This is a genomic window from Fructilactobacillus hinvesii (genome assembly GCF_024029435.1).
Classification (GTDB): Bacteria; Bacillota; Bacilli; order Lactobacillales; family Lactobacillaceae; genus Fructilactobacillus; species Fructilactobacillus hinvesii.
This window is the reverse complement of record NZ_CP097118.1, coordinates 64,252-79,219: the sequence shown is the minus strand read 5'-3', so window position 1 is coordinate 79,219 and position 14,968 is coordinate 64,252. Positions and strand designations below refer to the sequence as shown.

General features: G+C 46.4%; 19 protein-coding genes. 17 read left to right on the top strand and 2 right to left on the bottom strand.

Going from position 1 to position 14,968, the window contains the following annotated elements; all coding sequences use genetic code 11:
* Positions 1-13 precede the first annotated feature (13 nt).
* Positions 14-1,396 (top strand): class II fumarate hydratase, encoded by a 1,383-nt coding sequence (locus M3M39_RS00415; protein WP_252797275.1) that lies wholly within the window; start codon positions 14-16, stop codon positions 1,394-1,396.
* A 42-nt stretch (positions 1,397-1,438) separates the two neighbouring features.
* Here M3M39_RS00415 and M3M39_RS00410 read toward each other — a convergent pair whose 3' ends face one another.
* The gene (locus M3M39_RS00410) at positions 1,439-2,497 is read right to left on the bottom strand and encodes a YczE/YyaS/YitT family protein (RefSeq protein ID WP_338028473.1); all 1,059 of its coding nucleotides are present in this window, start codon (positions 2,495-2,497) and stop codon (positions 1,439-1,441) included.
* Positions 2,498-2,651: 154 nt separating this feature from the next.
* On the opposite strand from M3M39_RS00410, the gene M3M39_RS00405 reads away from it, so the two are divergent.
* From M3M39_RS00405 to M3M39_RS00335, 15 genes are all read left to right on the top strand, one after another.
* Positions 2,652-2,822, top strand: a complete 171-nt coding sequence (locus M3M39_RS00405) for a hypothetical protein (RefSeq protein WP_252797274.1) — start codon at positions 2,652-2,654, stop codon at positions 2,820-2,822.
* Positions 2,823-3,058: 236 nt separating this feature from the next.
* Positions 3,059-3,502, top strand: coding sequence for a 3-hydroxyacyl-ACP dehydratase FabZ (gene fabZ / locus M3M39_RS00400; RefSeq protein WP_252797273.1), 444 nt, complete (start codon positions 3,059-3,061; stop codon positions 3,500-3,502).
* 1 nt (position 3,503) lies between these two features.
* Positions 3,504-4,481, top strand: coding sequence for a beta-ketoacyl-ACP synthase III (locus tag M3M39_RS00395; RefSeq protein ID WP_252797272.1), 978 nt, complete (start codon positions 3,504-3,506; stop codon positions 4,479-4,481).
* A 30-nt stretch (positions 4,482-4,511) separates the two neighbouring features.
* Positions 4,512-4,769 (top strand): acyl carrier protein, encoded by a 258-nt coding sequence (locus M3M39_RS00390; protein ID WP_252797271.1) that lies wholly within the window; start codon positions 4,512-4,514, stop codon positions 4,767-4,769.
* A gap of 24 nt (positions 4,770-4,793) precedes the next feature.
* Positions 4,794-5,714 (top strand): ACP S-malonyltransferase, encoded by a 921-nt coding sequence (locus tag M3M39_RS00385; RefSeq protein WP_252797270.1) that lies wholly within the window; start codon positions 4,794-4,796, stop codon positions 5,712-5,714.
* Positions 5,711-6,445, top strand: coding sequence for a 3-oxoacyl-ACP reductase FabG (gene fabG / locus M3M39_RS00380; protein WP_252797269.1), 735 nt, complete (start codon positions 5,711-5,713; stop codon positions 6,443-6,445). The genes M3M39_RS00385 and fabG overlap by 4 nt, the downstream gene beginning before the upstream one ends.
* Positions 6,446-6,471: 26 nt before the next feature.
* Positions 6,472-7,713 (top strand): beta-ketoacyl-ACP synthase II, encoded by a 1,242-nt coding sequence (gene fabF, locus M3M39_RS00375; protein WP_274705479.1) that lies wholly within the window; start codon positions 6,472-6,474, stop codon positions 7,711-7,713.
* Entirely contained in the window at positions 7,713-8,138 is a 426-nt protein-coding gene (locus M3M39_RS00370; protein WP_252797268.1) for an acetyl-CoA carboxylase biotin carboxyl carrier protein, read from the top strand. The genes fabF and M3M39_RS00370 overlap by 1 nt, the downstream gene beginning before the upstream one ends.
* Position 8,139: 1 nt before the next feature.
* A complete protein-coding gene (locus M3M39_RS00365) occupies positions 8,140-8,553 on the top strand; it encodes a 3-hydroxyacyl-ACP dehydratase FabZ family protein (RefSeq protein ID WP_252797267.1) in 414 nt (137 codons plus the stop codon).
* Positions 8,554-8,563: 10 nt separating this feature from the next.
* Positions 8,564-9,937, top strand: a complete 1,374-nt coding sequence (locus tag M3M39_RS00360) for an acetyl-CoA carboxylase biotin carboxylase subunit (protein WP_252797266.1) — start codon at positions 8,564-8,566, stop codon at positions 9,935-9,937.
* Positions 9,924-10,763, top strand: coding sequence for an acetyl-CoA carboxylase carboxyltransferase subunit beta (locus M3M39_RS00355; RefSeq protein WP_252797265.1), 840 nt, complete (start codon positions 9,924-9,926; stop codon positions 10,761-10,763). Before M3M39_RS00360 ends, M3M39_RS00355 begins: the two co-directional genes overlap by 14 nt.
* The gene (gene accA / locus M3M39_RS00350) at positions 10,756-11,526 is read left to right on the top strand and encodes an acetyl-CoA carboxylase carboxyltransferase subunit alpha (RefSeq protein WP_252797264.1); all 771 of its coding nucleotides are present in this window, start codon (positions 10,756-10,758) and stop codon (positions 11,524-11,526) included. The genes M3M39_RS00355 and accA overlap by 8 nt, the downstream gene beginning before the upstream one ends.
* Before the next feature lie 83 nt (positions 11,527-11,609).
* Positions 11,610-12,377, top strand: coding sequence for an enoyl-ACP reductase FabI (fabI, locus tag M3M39_RS00345; protein WP_252797263.1), 768 nt, complete (start codon positions 11,610-11,612; stop codon positions 12,375-12,377).
* Between the two features lie 8 nt (positions 12,378-12,385).
* Positions 12,386-13,144, top strand: coding sequence for a biotin--[acetyl-CoA-carboxylase] ligase (locus M3M39_RS00340; protein WP_252797262.1), 759 nt, complete (start codon positions 12,386-12,388; stop codon positions 13,142-13,144).
* A gap of 27 nt (positions 13,145-13,171) precedes the next feature.
* The gene (locus M3M39_RS00335; RefSeq protein ID WP_252797261.1) at positions 13,172-13,711 is read left to right on the top strand and encodes a TetR/AcrR family transcriptional regulator; all 540 of its coding nucleotides are present in this window, start codon (positions 13,172-13,174) and stop codon (positions 13,709-13,711) included.
* Positions 13,712-13,806: 95 nt separating this feature from the next.
* Here M3M39_RS00335 and M3M39_RS00330 read toward each other — a convergent pair whose 3' ends face one another.
* Positions 13,807-14,010, bottom strand: coding sequence for a cold-shock protein (locus M3M39_RS00330; RefSeq protein WP_252766374.1), 204 nt, complete (start codon positions 14,008-14,010; stop codon positions 13,807-13,809).
* Positions 14,011-14,265: 255 nt separating this feature from the next.
* On the opposite strand from M3M39_RS00330, the gene M3M39_RS00325 reads away from it, so the two are divergent.
* Positions 14,266-14,967: an NAD(P)H-dependent oxidoreductase gene (locus M3M39_RS00325; RefSeq protein ID WP_252797260.1), complete on the top strand. Its 702-nt coding sequence runs from the start codon at positions 14,266-14,268 to the stop codon at positions 14,965-14,967.
* Position 14,968: the final 1 nt, after the last annotated feature.

Below are 14,968 nucleotides of genomic sequence, written 5' to 3'. Positions count from 1 at the left end.
ACAGGAGGGTAACATGGCAGAATATCGTACTGAAACAGATACAATTGGACCAGTTCAGGTTCCGAAAGCAGCGCTGTGGGGACCCCAAACGGAACGGAGTCGCCATAACTTTCCGGTCGGGCCACTCATGCCAGTTCAAGTGATTCGCGCTTTGCTGACGATTAAGCGAGCAGCAGCGCAGGTGAACGCTCAGGATCAGAAGTTAGCACCCGAAAAAGCCACAGCGATTACGGCTGCCGTTGATCAATTGCTGGCGTTAGATGATCCTGACTTGATGAAAGATTTCCCTTTGCACGTTTATCAAACCGGATCGGGAACGCAGACTAATATGAATGTCAACGAGGTAATCTCACATCTAGTGCAGCAGCAACCTGGAACCGTTGTGGTGCAACCTAATGACGATGTGAATGCCTCACAGAGCTCGAACGACACCTTTCCGACGGCGATGAACATGGCCGCTTACCAGGCCGTTCAGACTTTACAGCCACCGCTTCACCATTTGATTATGGAATTGGAACGGTTGGAACAACAGTACCAAGCGGTGGTTAAAATTGGACGGACCCACCTGCAGGATGCCACTCCGTTGACCTTTGGCCAGGAAATTTCTGGTTGGCGGAGCACCTTGCAACGTGATGCCACGGCCATTCAGGAAACGGCCCAAGGTTTATTGCAACTGCCAATTGGTGGGACAGCCGTAGGAACTGGGCTGAACACTCCTACAGGCTATGACCAGCAGATGGTGGCGGCGTTGAGTCAGGCAGAGGGAGTCAACTATCAAGTTGGCAATAAGTTCGCTGGCCTAGCCAACCATTCGGCCCTGTTAACTACGCACGGAGCGATTCGTACCCTGGCTTCGGACCTCTTGAAAATTGCAAACGACATTCGTTTTCTTGCCAGTGGTCCCCGGGCTGGTTATGGCGAACTAACGATTCCTGCCAACGAGCCCGGATCATCAATTATGCCGGGCAAGGTTAACCCGACTCAGGCCGAAGCAATGACGATGGCGGCCACCCGGATTATGGGAAACGATACGACCCTCACGGTGGCTAACAGTCAGGGAAACTTTGAAATGAACGTGTATAAACCGGTCATGATTGCCAGTTTCTTGGAGTCGGTGGATTTACTGACGGGCTTATTGCCTAACTTTACGGATAAGATGGTTAGCGGCATCCAGGTCAACCAGGAACGGATGCAACAGTTGGTAGACAATTCCTTGATGACGGTCACGGCGTTAAGCCCGCACATTGGTTATCATCATGCGGCTGAGATTGCTAACCGGGCGGCACAGCAAAATGAAAATCTGCGCGAAGCAGCCGTGGCCTCCGGCTATTTAACGGCGGCAGAGTTTGATCAATGGGTGAACCCGTTACGGATGACTAATTATGACAGAGACTAAAAAAGAAGTTGCCAGTTGGCAACTTCTTTTTGTTTAATTCTGTTATTTTTGGCCAGCGTTTTGGTTGTTCTTGGTGCTGGAGTTATTAACGGGTGATTGTTTGAGATCCCCCCGTTTGTCCCGTTTGACCATTTCAGCGATTAACATCCGGTATTGGGAGCGGTAATCGTTGTAGGCTTTTTGGGAGGCTTGCATGTTGTGTTCAGTTTCCTGAATCTTCTTAATTAATTCCCGGTTCGTGTAACCAGCCAGGTGCATTTGCATGTCCAGCGTGGAGTTGTAGGCTTTTGACAGCGAATTGTATCCGGATTTAGTGGCTTTCGTAACCCCACTAGCCAAGTTCTTGATGGATGGGTGTCCACTAAGATCATCGATGTAATCCATCGTTGGGGTACTAATGCTCCGATCCCAGAAGGAAATCAATGGACCAGCGAAGAAGGCCACGATGATGGAAGCAAATCCAACCGGACCGTGAACTAAGACAGCGGCAACCAAGAAACAAATATCCTGGATTACCCGGGCTGTCTTATATTTACAGTGCAACCGGGCCGAAGCAATCGGGGCAATCGCATCGTAAGGAGCAACCCCCAGGGATGGTGCCATGTACAGTGAGCTTCCGGCCGTAAAGAACAGCAACCCGAGGATTAAGTCAGCAACCAAAATCAGGAAGTTAACGTGGCCCGGGAAGATTTGGTGGTAGATGGCAGAGAACCATTGAATTTCAAACCCAACTAACACCATGTTCATAATCGTTCCGATTCCGATCTTCTTGCGGTCGAGTAACAGTACGAAAATGAAGATGACAAAGTTCGCGCATAACTGGTAAACCCCTAGTGAAGTGTGGAGCAAGGTGGCCATCCCAGTATTGACGGCTGTGAAGGGATCCAGCCCCAAAATTGGGGAGGATTTTAACAAAGCGGCCCCCATTGATAAAATGGCAATTCCGACGAATGACATCAACGTCCGTAATGAGATGTTAATGACTTTTCCGAAGAAAGAAAAATTTTGTTGCGGGGCGGTAGTGGTTCTACCACTCTCGCTATCGTTATTTTCATTACTCATATTTTTAATAAAATCCTTTCCAAAATTTGATGTTTCCATTATATCATAACGCACAGTAGTTGTTAGCGGTTCAATTGATTAATTGTCGGCAAAAACAGGAAGAATCGTGCGTCTTTTTACCATTTATATTATAATTTAGTCAGTAACGAAATTGATGGTGCAAAACCGCTAGTTCAGCAAGGAGGAAACCCGCTTGAAACTAATTAAGTTAACCAAGCAAGATTTTGCGGCGTTAGGCAACTGGCGTAAACGTGAACAACAATTAATGCACTTACATCGGTTGATTCGTAAGGGCCAACCAAAAACGTTTAACTTAAGCGCGCAACAACTCAACTTGTTTGTGCAAGCTAAATTAAAGTACTAACCGGACAAAGGATAATGAACTTTGTCCTTTTTAGATTGAAGTCTGTCTCCAGTTTATGTTACTGATTATTTAATTTGTAACCGCTATAAAAAGCGGCAGTAACCCACAGCAGCCGGGCTTTTATATGAATCTGTTTGGGAATGAATTTTTAATAAATTGCATCCGTTTTCCGTTTTCTGGAAAATAAGCCTCGCAAACAGATTTCAATTTTTTAGATAAAATAGGAGTAGGTAACTATGGCTGTAATGAATGCAAAAGAAATCATGGATTTGATTCCGAACCGGTATCCAATTTTGTTCATCGATCGGGTTGACGAAATGACGCCAGGAGAATCAATCGTTGCCACTAAAAACGTGACAATTAACGAAGAATACTTTCAGGGTCACTTTCCCAATAATCCAGTCATGCCAGGCGTTTTGATTATCGAATCGATGGCACAAGTTGCTTCGATTTTGATTCTTAAAACCCCCCAGTTTGCCCATAAAACGGCTTACTTAGGGAGCATTAAGAACGCTAAGTTCCGGAAGATGGTTGAACCAGGGGACGTCTTGACCTTTAAGGTCACCATGGATAAGATCCGGGATCGAACGGGCTTGGTTTCCTGTGTTGCTTACGTAGGGGACGAAAAGGCCTGTGAAACGAAATTAACCTTTATTGTAGATCGAAAAGAAAGAGAATGAAATGACAAGTTACGCGATTAAAGCAGCGGCGCTAGCGGTGCCAAAGCGCGTCGTGACGAACCAAGATTTAGAACAAATTATGGATACCTCGGACGAGTGGATTAAACGACGGACGGGAATTTCTAACCGTCACATTGCCGTCCAGGAAACAAACGCTAGTTTAGCCACTACGGTGGCACAACAGCTAGTGAAGCGAGCACAGGTGGACGTGAATAAGCTGAGCTACATTATCGTGGCTACCATGTCACCGGATCACTTAACCCCGGCAGTGGCGGCTGAAGTGCAGGGATCTTTAGGGGCAACGAATGCGATTGCTTTTGACCTTAACGCAGCCTGTTCAGGGTTTGTCTACGCCACAAACGTTATGAACTCGTTGCTGGCCACTCTTCCGGGTGGCTCCGGGATTGTGATTGGGAGTGAGCGGCTTAGTAAGTTAGTTGATTGGAATGACCGCTCTACTGCCGTACTGTTTGGTGATGGAGCTGCCGGAGTGTTAGTTGCAAACGATGGTAGTTCCTCAGCAGTAGTGGGGACGGATTTACAAACTAACGGAGAGTTGGGATCCGCCTTGACTGCCGGTCAAATGGTGGAAAAAACGCCATTTGGCAATGGCAACGTTAACGAACAAAACCGCTTCTTTCAGATGGACGGCCACGTGGTGTATAACTTTGCCACCCGTCAGGCGCCCGCTTCCATTCAGCAGGCGGCAGCCCGCGCCGGTTTAGCTCTTTCAGACATTAAGTATTTTGTGATGCATCAGGCAAACGCTCGTATTGTCAAACGGGTTGCGAAGAAACTCGATTTGCCAGAACAACGTTTTCCGATTAACATTACTGAATATGGGAATACCGCGGCCGCTAGCGAACCAATTTTACTGGCCGAATTAATTGAGCAGAATCAGTTGCAACGTGGTGATTACGTCGCCTTAACTGGTTTTGGTGGCGGATTAACGGTCGGAACTGTTATCATTAGATATTAGATTAAGTTTTTTTAAAGAGGAGAAGAAATTATGAGTGAAACTACCAAGGATCAAATTTTAGCAAAGATTAAAGAAATTGTTGCAGACCAAACTGATGACGTGAACGTTAACGACATTACGTTAGACACGAACTTTAAAGATGGTTTGGATCTTGATAGCTTAGACATTTTTGAAATCGTGGATGCTTTAGAAGATGAGTATGACATTGAAATTGATGGTGACGAAGGGATTGAAACGGTTGGTCAACTAGTAGACTACGTTGAAAAGCAAGTTAACCAATCTAAGTAGTTACTAGGTTAGATTGAGGTCGTTATGACAAAAGTAGGTTATTTATTTAGCGGTCAGGGCAGTCAATTTAAGGACATGGGATTGGATCTTTATAAAGAGGAACCCCTGTACCGAAAAGCGATTGATCAAGTGCAGACCACGTTGGGAATTGATTTAACGGATTCTAACCAGCTCAATCAACCAGCAAACGTTCAGGTGGCCATTCTGGCCATGAGCCAGGGAATCACTCAGGTTCTTTCGGCCACTGGAATTCGCCCCCAAGCGATGGTCGGTCTGAGTCTTGGAGAATACAGTGCGCTAGTTGCTGGGGGAGCATTTGCTTATCCGGATGCTCTCGCCCTCGTCAATGACCGGTCGCGGTACATGGCAGAAGCCGGGGCTGCTCAACCAGGATCAATGGCAGCGGTTCTAAAGCTTGCTCCAGAGCGAGTCACAGAGATTGTTGATGATATTCCAGATGTTTACCCTGCTAATTACAACACGGCGACCCAGACGGTCATCGGGGGAACGAAACCCGGGGTTCTAGCTGCGACAGCTAAACTTAAGGAAGCCGGTGCCAAACGGATCGTACCACTACCAGTGGCGGTGGCATCGCACACCCCGTTAATGCAACCGGCAAGCACGCGATTACAGCAACGCCTCACCACTGTTCCAGTTCATAACTGGACGGTGCCCATTTTGAGTAACACCACGGCGGTACCGTTTAGTGAGGATACGCTAAAAGAGACGTTGACGCAGCAGTTGATTCGTCCCACGCATTTTCAGGCTGATTTGGAGTACATCCAACAGCACCTGGATGTGGAAACGTTGATTGAAATTGGCCCGGGAGAAACGTTGACCCGGTTTGCAAAAAAGACGTTGCCGGGAATTACCACCTATCACGTGGATAGCGTGGCAACGTTGCAACAGGTCCGGGACGCACTACAAACGGAGGAAACGAAATGACAACAACCAAACAAGTGGTACTGGTCACCGGAGGAACGAAGGGAATTGGCTTAGCAACCGCTAAAGAACTAGCAACGGACAACCGCCAGGTCGTGTTAAATTCACACCGAGAGTTATCTGCTGCTGAAGTGGAAGCACTGCAAGCTCAGTTTTCCACCCCCATTGAAATTGTGACCGGAGACGTTGCCAAAGAGGAAGACGCTGACCGGATGATTCAGGCGGTACTAGAAAAGTACGGCCGTTTAGACGTGTTGGTGAATAACGCCGGGCAAACCCAGGATAAACTGTTGACCCGGATGACGGAAGCATCTTTTAAAGACGTGTTGGATACCAACCTTGTGGGCACCTTTAACATGTCCAAATTTGCCTTAAAGGCAATGCAGAAGCAACGGGCAGGTGTAATTATCAACATGTCCAGCATTGCCGGAACCCATGGTAATCTGGGGCAAGCAAACTATTCTGCTAGTAAGGCAGGAATTGTAGGATTAACCAAGACCACTGCTCGGGAAGGAGCACTCCGGGGGATTCGGTGTAACGCGGTTGCACCGGGAATGATTACCACCGCAATGACTGCCAAACTGAGCGATAAAATTGTGAAACAATTTGAAAGTGAAATTCCGTTAAAACGATTTGGAGACGTCCAAGACATTGCCCAAACGGTGGCCTTCTTAGTTGAAAATGACTACATTACGGGTCAAGTAATCACCGTTGACGGTGGATTAACCATGTAAGGACAGTTTCTTAAAGGAGGAAACTTGTGAGTAATCGAGTAGTAGTAACAGGAATGGGAGTTGTTTCCCCAATCGGTAATTCTGCTGATGAATTTATCGACAATATTTTAGCGTCTAAAAATGGGATTGGTCCCATCACCAAATTCGATGCCAGTGAAACTGGAATTTCGGTGGCGGCCGAAGTGAAGGATTTTGATCCGGGCCAACGGCTTAGCAAGCGGGACTACAAACGGTTAGATCCGTATGCTCAGTACGCTTTATACACGGCCAAAGAAGCCATGGATCAAGCCGGCTTGGTTGTGAACGAAAACTACCGTCCGGAAGACCTTGGAGTTATTTACGGAACGGGAATTGGTGGAATTTCTACGATTGAAGAACAACTGCAAAAGGCCTTTAAAAAGGGTCCCCGGCGGGTTTCACCTCTCTTCGTTCCTAAGGCCATTTCAAACATGGCCGCTGGAAATGTTTCGATGTACTTTGATGCTGAAAATACTTCCCAAACGGTCGTGACAGCATGTGCTTCAGGAACAAATGCAGTGGGAGATTCGTTTGAATATATTAAAAACGGAAAAGCCAAGGTGATGATTGCCGGAGGAACGGAAGCAGCCGTTAGTATGATGGGAATCGCTGGATTTGCGGCCCTGACAGCTCTGTCAACTTCGACGGATCCCGACAAAGCGTCCATGCCATTTGACGTAAATCGAAATGGATTTGTGCTCGGAGAAGGGGCGGCTTCCTTAGTATTAGAAGATTACGACCACGCTAAACAACGGGGAGCACACATTTTAGCTGAAATTGTCGGATACGGAACGACCAGCGATGCGTACCATCTAACTGCTCCGGATCCAGAAGGAAAGGGTGCCATCCGAGCCATGAAACAGGCGTTGGATGAGGGAGACATTTCCCCAGAAGAACTCGATTACGTGAACGCCCACGGAACGGCTACCCATGCCAATGATGTGGCAGAAGCATCTGATATTGAGAAGTTGTTTAAAGACAACGATCATCTAAAGACTAGTTCTGTGAAGGGAATGATTGGACATTCTCTAGGAGCTGCCGGAGGCTTAGAAGCTGCCGTGCTGGTTGGAGCCTTACAACGAGGACAAATGCCGGTGAACGTTGGTTTATACGAAGAAGATCCAGAAATTCACATTCAGTTAGTGAACGATGAAAACAAGCAGGCACCCATTAAGACAGCGATTAGTAATTCGTTTGGGTTTGGGGGTCACAACGCGGTCATTGCAATGAGAAAGTGGGAAGAAGATTAATGAATGAAGCTGATATCGAACGTCTATTAGCCAAATTTGATCAATCAAGCCTTCAAGAATTGAAAATTGATGGGGACGGAGTCAATGTTTACTTTAGTAAGCAAACCACGCCCACTGCACCAGACAACTCTGTTGCAGTCACTACAGAGTCTTCTGAAAAGTCAGTGGTTCCTAAAGCGCAGGCTCCATACCAACTAAAAGCACCGATGGTTGGCTTAGTTTATATGGCTCCAAGTCCAGAAAAGCCTGCCTACAAGGAAATTGGTGATCACGTTAAAAAAGGAGAAACTATCTGTGCCATTGAAGCCATGAAGCTAATTAATGAAGTGCGGAGTCCTGTAAGTGGAATCATCAAAAAACGGCTCTTTACGGATGGTGAAATGGTTGAATATGATCAACCATTATTTGAGATTGAGGAGGATTAGCATGGAGTACCAAGTAAGTGACTTTATCCCCCAACGGTATCCCTTTGAAATGATTGATAAAATTGTGGCGGTGACACCAGGTGAAAGTGCTGAAGCCCAAAAAAACATCACGATGAATGAGTGGTACTTTTCGAACGGGAACCAGTTAACGCTGCCCCATCCCATCATCATCGAATCCCTGGCTCAAACGGGAGTAGTGGCAATTTTGTCGATGCCAGAACACCACGGACAAAATGTATTTTTTGGCGGAATTAAGCAGGCTGAATTTAAGGACGAAATGCGCCCTGGCGATGTTTTACAGTTAAAGGTGAACCTGACCAAGTTAAAACGGAACATCGGGGTTGGCCACGGTGAGGTCCTGCGTGACGGGGAAGTAATCGTCAGTGCAGACCTAATGTTCGCCATTGAAGCTTAGGGTGACTATCATGATAAAAAAGGTGTTAATTGCCAACCGGGGTGAAATTGCAGTCCAGACCGTTCGTAACCTCCACGAAATGGGATTAGAAGCGGTGGCAGTTTACTCTACTGCCGATCGGGATGGACTCTTTGTCAAGATGGCCGATCAAGCCGTTTGCATCGGAAGCGGATTACCACAGGATTCTTATTTGAAGATGGGAGCAATTTTAGATGCTGCTGTTTTAACCGGAGCCGACGCCATTTTTCCAGGCTACGGTTTTTTGGCTGAAAATAGTGAGTTTGCCGAACTCTGTCAGGACTATGGGGTGAAATTTATCGGCCCGAGCGCGTCCGTAATCGATTTGATGGGGAACAAGGCTAATGCCAAGGAAACTATGCAGAAATTAGACGTGCCGACGATTCCAGGTTCAGATGGCTTTGTGGATTCACTGGCAGAAGCCAAACGGATTGCCGCTGAAATTGGTTATCCGGTAATGCTGAAAGCCGCTGCAGGTGGGGGAGGAAAGGGAATCCGTCAGGTCAATGACCAGGTCGAATTAGCCCAAGCCTTTACCGATACCAAACGCGAAAGTAAGTTATCATACGGAGACGATCGGCTCTACTTAGAAAAAGATTTATCAGACGCCAAACATATTGAGATGCAGGCAATTGCTGATCAACACGGTCACGTGGTTTATTTTCCGGAACGGGATTGCTCGTTGCAGCGTAACCACCAAAAGGTCTTAGAAGAATCACCGTGTTTAGAGTTAAGTGCGGCAGAACGGACTCAACTGGGAGAAGTGGTTACAAGGGCGATGCGCGGAATTGATTACGAAAACACGGGAACCTTTGAGTTTCTGATGGATCGTGATCATCATTTCTACTTTATGGAAATGAATACCCGGTTGCAGGTGGAACATACGATTACGGAAGAAGTAGCGGGGGTTGAACTAATCAAAGCCATGATTATGGTGGCGAACGGTGATGATTTACCGTTTCAACAGGCCGATTGTGGAGTCCATGGTTATGCCTTAGAATGCCGAATTAATGCGGAAGATCCTAGTCGGGATTTTCAACCTTGTGCTGGAAAGATTACCAAGTTACACTTTCCGGTTGGCACCAAGGGAGTGCGGATTGATTCAGGAGTTGATACTGGAAGCCTAATTTCGCCGTTTTATGATTCGATGATTGCTAAAATTATCGTTCACATGCCGACGAAACAAGCAGCCGTTGCCAAAATGATTCGCGTTCTGCGTGAATTTGACCTCGAAGGGGTTCAAACTAATCAAGAATTCTTGTTGGCTCTTTTACAGGATCAGCATTTTCAAACGGGGGACTTTAATAACCTCTACATCGAAAACGTCTTTTTGAAGGATTGGATGAAACAACATGGAGCAAAATAACGCCAAACAACCGAGTCCGACCGACTTACAAAAACGAATGGATCAGATTCCGGACGTCTGGAAAAAATGTCCGATTTGTGGCGCCATGATTTATAAGAAAAGATTGGACCAGTTTCAAGAATGCCCAGAGTGCCACTATGGGTTTCGACTCGGGGCTCAGGAGCGCATTGCTTTGCTGTGCGACGACTTTGAACCGATTAATCAGGAATTACGTGCTCCAGCCAAATTTCATGATTCTAACTACTTAGCAAAGTTAGCGAGGGCACGGGAGATCACGGGTCTAAACGAAGGGATTTTAACCGGAATCGGAACGATTGCTGGACACCGGACTGCCATTGGCGTAATGGATTGGCGCTTTATCATGGGGAGTCTCGGAACTGCTACCGGAGAACTGTTAGCCCGCCTCTTTGAAACTGCCACTAAGCACCAGCTGCCAGTGGTGATTTTTACGGCTTCTGGTGGGGCCCGGATGCAAGAAGGAATTGAATCTTTGATGCAGATGGCTAAAGTTTCAGAAGCCGTTGCCGAACACAGTCGTGCGGGATTGGTTTACATTAGTTATCTTTGTGATCCAACCACGGGTGGAGTTACTGCTAGTTTTGCCATGCAAGGGGATTTATTGTTATCAGAACCCCATGCTTTGATTGGGTTTGCGGGGCGGCGCGTGATTGAGCGAACCATTCAACAGGTTCCTCCCAAAGACTTTCAACGGTCAGAAACGTTATTACAGCATGGCTTTTTAGATGCCATTGTTCCCCGGCGCGAGATGGTAAGCACCCTCGGCCAAATTTTAGCAATTCACGAAGGCGGTGGTTGGCATGACTAAGCCCACGGCCTTTGATCGGGTATTACAGGCTCGTTCAGAGGATAAAATTAGTATTAAAGACTTGATTAATGGGTTAACTGATAATTTTTTGGAATTACACGGTGACCGCGCGTACGGTGATGATCCGGCGGTCTACGGTGGAATTGGACAGATGAACGGCCGGCCCGTTACCATGGTTGGCATTCGCAAGGCTGACGATCAGACGAGTGCTACTGACGTTCACTTTGGTTCCGCTGAACCGGATGGATATCGAAAGGCGCTGCGGCTGATGAAGCAGGCAGAAAAGTTTCACCGCCCGGTGGTGACTCTGGTTAATACCCCCGGGGCGTATCCCGACGTGGAAGCAGAATACCACGGCCAGGGATACATGATTTCACAGTTAATCTTACAGGGACTGCAACTTAAGGTTCCTTACATCTCAATTATCGTTGGAGAAGGGGGCAGTGGTGGTGCCCTAGCCTTAGCGGTTGGTGATGCCGTTTGGGCCTTTGAAGAAAGTATTTACTCGGTGCTTTCTCCAGAAGGATACGCTACGATTTTGTGGAAGGATGTCAGCCGGGTGCGTGAAGCCGCAGCGGTGATGAAGCTAACCCCCACAGACCTCTTACAACAGGGAATCATTGACCGGATTATCCCAGAGGTGCGGACCGATTCGGAAATTGAGCAGCTAAAACAGGAATTATTTGTTAAAATAGAAGAGATAAGTGCGATGTCTACAACCGAAATGCTACGCAATCGGTTTGCACGCTATCGGAACTTTTAATGGAGGAACTAACTAACGGACGAAGGTTCGTTAGTTAGTTTTGTATTTTTTTAAATTGGAAACTGAAAGGATGACCAAGAACCATGGCTGCTAATTTACTAGAAGGTAAAAAGATTGTCATCATGGGAGTGGCAAACAAGAAAAGTATTGCTTGGGGTTGCGCTCAAGCGGTTACTGCGCTCGGGGGACAAGTAATCCTAACTTATCAAAACGAACGGATGAAAAAAAGTCTCGATCGATTTGTAGATCCAGAAACACCAATGTTTGAATGTGATGTTGCCGAAGATAGTAACGTAGAAAAAACGTTTACGGAAATTAACGATCAATTTGGTAACATTGACGGATTAGTCCACGCGATTGCCTTTGCGGACAAAGAAACGCTCCAAAATGGTGTGATTGAAACGAAGAAACCAGGCTTTAACCTGGCGCAAGACGTTAGTGCCTACTCGTTGATTTCCGTTACGCGGTACGCCAGTAAAATCATGAACAATCCCGGTAGCATTGTGACCTTGACTTACATGGGTTCCACCTACGCCATTCCCAACTACAACATGATGGGGATTGCGAAGGCCTCTTTAGAAGCTGAAGTTCGTTATCTAGCTACTGAATTAGGTGAAGCTGGAGTTCGAGTTAACGCCGTTTCTGCAGGAGCCGTTCGGACGTTAGCAGTTACTGGGGTAAAGGGACATGGTGACTTATTAAAGGAATCTGAATCGCTGACGGTAGATAAAAAGAGTGTCACGAAACCAGAAATTGGGAACGCGGCTGCTTTCTTACTGAGTGACCTTGCCACGGGAATTACCGGAGACATTATTTACGTCGATAAAGGGGTTCACCTGTTTAACACATAGGAAGACTAATGACCAAGTTAGATGCTCAATTCTTATTAGCCCACACGAATCTAACTAGCGGACAAGTACACCTATTTTCAGAAGTAGATTCCACTATGACGGTTGCTGAACGAGCCGATTTAATTGGCACGCACCTGATTGCGGCTGATCGCATGACAGCTGGACGGGGGCAACGGGGGCATTCGTTTACGGCCCCCGCAACCGGAGTTTATGTAACCATCGTAGTTCCCGTTCAGGATCAATTGTTACACCAGCCAGGGTTACTTACCATGGGAGTGGCAGCGACAACGCATCAGGTTCTCCAGCAAATACTTCAGGTAGAAACGGAATTAAAGTGGGTGAACGATCTGTATCGCCACGGCCAAAAAGCCGGAGGAATTCTGGTGGAATTAAAAAATAACGCCCGGAACGAACCAGAGAGCTTTTTAATTGGGATTGGGTTGAATTTAGCGCCGCACCGTTCGCTAGCTACGGTCCAAGCCACGGCATTAAGTGCGACGACTGACCGTAAAAATGAACTCGTGGTAGCGCTTTATCAACAGGTGATTAAATTCGTGCAGCATCCAGACGTCCAATCGGTGCAAACGGTTTATAATCAACACCTACTGTGGCACAACCAACTAGTGCAAGTCCACGTTCAAGAACAGCTAGAACAAGGATTACTCCAGGGGCTTGATCAGCAGCTGCGGTTAGAATTAGTGGATCAAACTGGGAAGCTCCATCATTTAACCGCGATGGAAGCAACCCAGCTTCGCCCGGTTCGTTAGCGCCGATAAGAGAAAAGAGGTAGTCACGTGAAGTTAAAACGAAAACAAAAAAGCGAAAAAACGCGTCAGCGCATTATTTTGGGCTTATTTGAATTGATGCTTGAGAAAGACTATGCAGACATCACCGTTAAAGCAATCTGTAAGCAAGCTAAGGTTTCGCGGATGACCTTTTATCGGAACTTCCATACTAAGGAAGATGTGATTAAGGGGCAGTTTGCGATGGTCTACAAGCACTTCATTCAACGATTAGCCACCCAAAAGCGTCTTGCTTTTTATGACGTGGCCACCACCTTTTTTACGCTGATTAAGGAAAACCAGTTAATGATGGAAGCCTTGGTGCAAAACGGGTTGACCAATCTATTGTTAGATGCCATGACTGAGTACGTTAAGACCTTAGTTGCACAACAAATTTTGATTACTCGGGAAGAATCGTCGCAGTTTTTAGTGGCCATGATTGCCGGTGGACTAACCGAAGTTATCGTGGTGTGGACGAAGAATGATATGAAACAGCCGGTGGCAGAATTAGTGCTATTTGCTTCCAAGTATATGCATTTAAAAACAAACTAATAAAAAATCCCTTCCACATTCATTGTGGGAGGGATTTTTTATGAAAAAACTAAAAGAAAAAAGACTCACAACTGTGAGTCTTTTTAAAAGGCTAATTAGTCTTCAACGGGAGTAACGTTAGCAGCTTGTGGGCCACGGTCGCCATCTTCAACGTCTAAAGTAACTTTTTCGCCTTCGTCAAGGGTCTTGAAACCGTCTTTGTTAATAGCTGAGAAGTGAACGAATACGTCACCATCGTCAGTTGTAATAAAACCGTAACCCTTGTCAGCGTTGAACCATTTAACAGTACCTTGTTTCATAATATGAAACCTCCATAAAAAATATAAATTTAATGTTGCTTTAGTTTGAATCTAATAAGGAAGTCATTCTATATAAAACAAAACAAGAAACCTTAAAAACTCGAAACCTATCAAACATTGTTTTAAGTATAACACGGCTCACCTAGATGTCAATCAAAATGGCGAAATTTCCTCCCGCGCCACTGTAAAACACCATTCTTTACCCATGGGACTGGAACCCGTACAATAAAAGTTAACAGAATGGAGGAAGTAATTGTGCACACCTTAATAATTGTGGCTCATCCTGAATACGATGATTCCAGCACACAGGCCTTTTTAAACCGGGCCCAAGCGGCCTTACAGAGAGACAATATCACTTGGCACCGCCTTAGTGATGATCAACCGCTCAACGTCGCGCTTGAACAACGACTGCTTTTGCAAGCAGAGCGGATTATTTTCCAGTTTCCGCTTTACTGGTACAGTGCTCCGGCGTTATTGAAACGATGGGAAGATGAGGTTTTGACCAGAGCCTTTACCTTTGCCAATGAACAGGGCAAGTTAGCTGGCAAACAACTGGGAATCGTGACGTCTCTCGGGTATCCTGAAGCGGAATTTCAGGTTGGAGGAGCTGAAGGCTTCAGCCTTTCCGAAATCCTGGTGCCGTTTCGGGCGCTGGCCCACCGGGCGGGAATGCAGTTTTTGAAACCGTTGATTATTAATCAGTTTGCTTATCAAACTCCGGGAGAACAACAGCAGTTACTGATTGAGTATCAACAATACCTAACGGCGCCCCAACCACTTCACTTACAAGAACGGGTGCAGTGGTTAATCACGCAGCTACATCATTTACAAACGCAACAACCTGACGACCAGCATCAAACCATCGAGCTAATTATTGCCCAACTGCAAGCTAACCAGGATCATTTAGATGATTTAAAGGATCAGATTCAGCTGATTCGGCAGGCGGAGGAGGAATAGG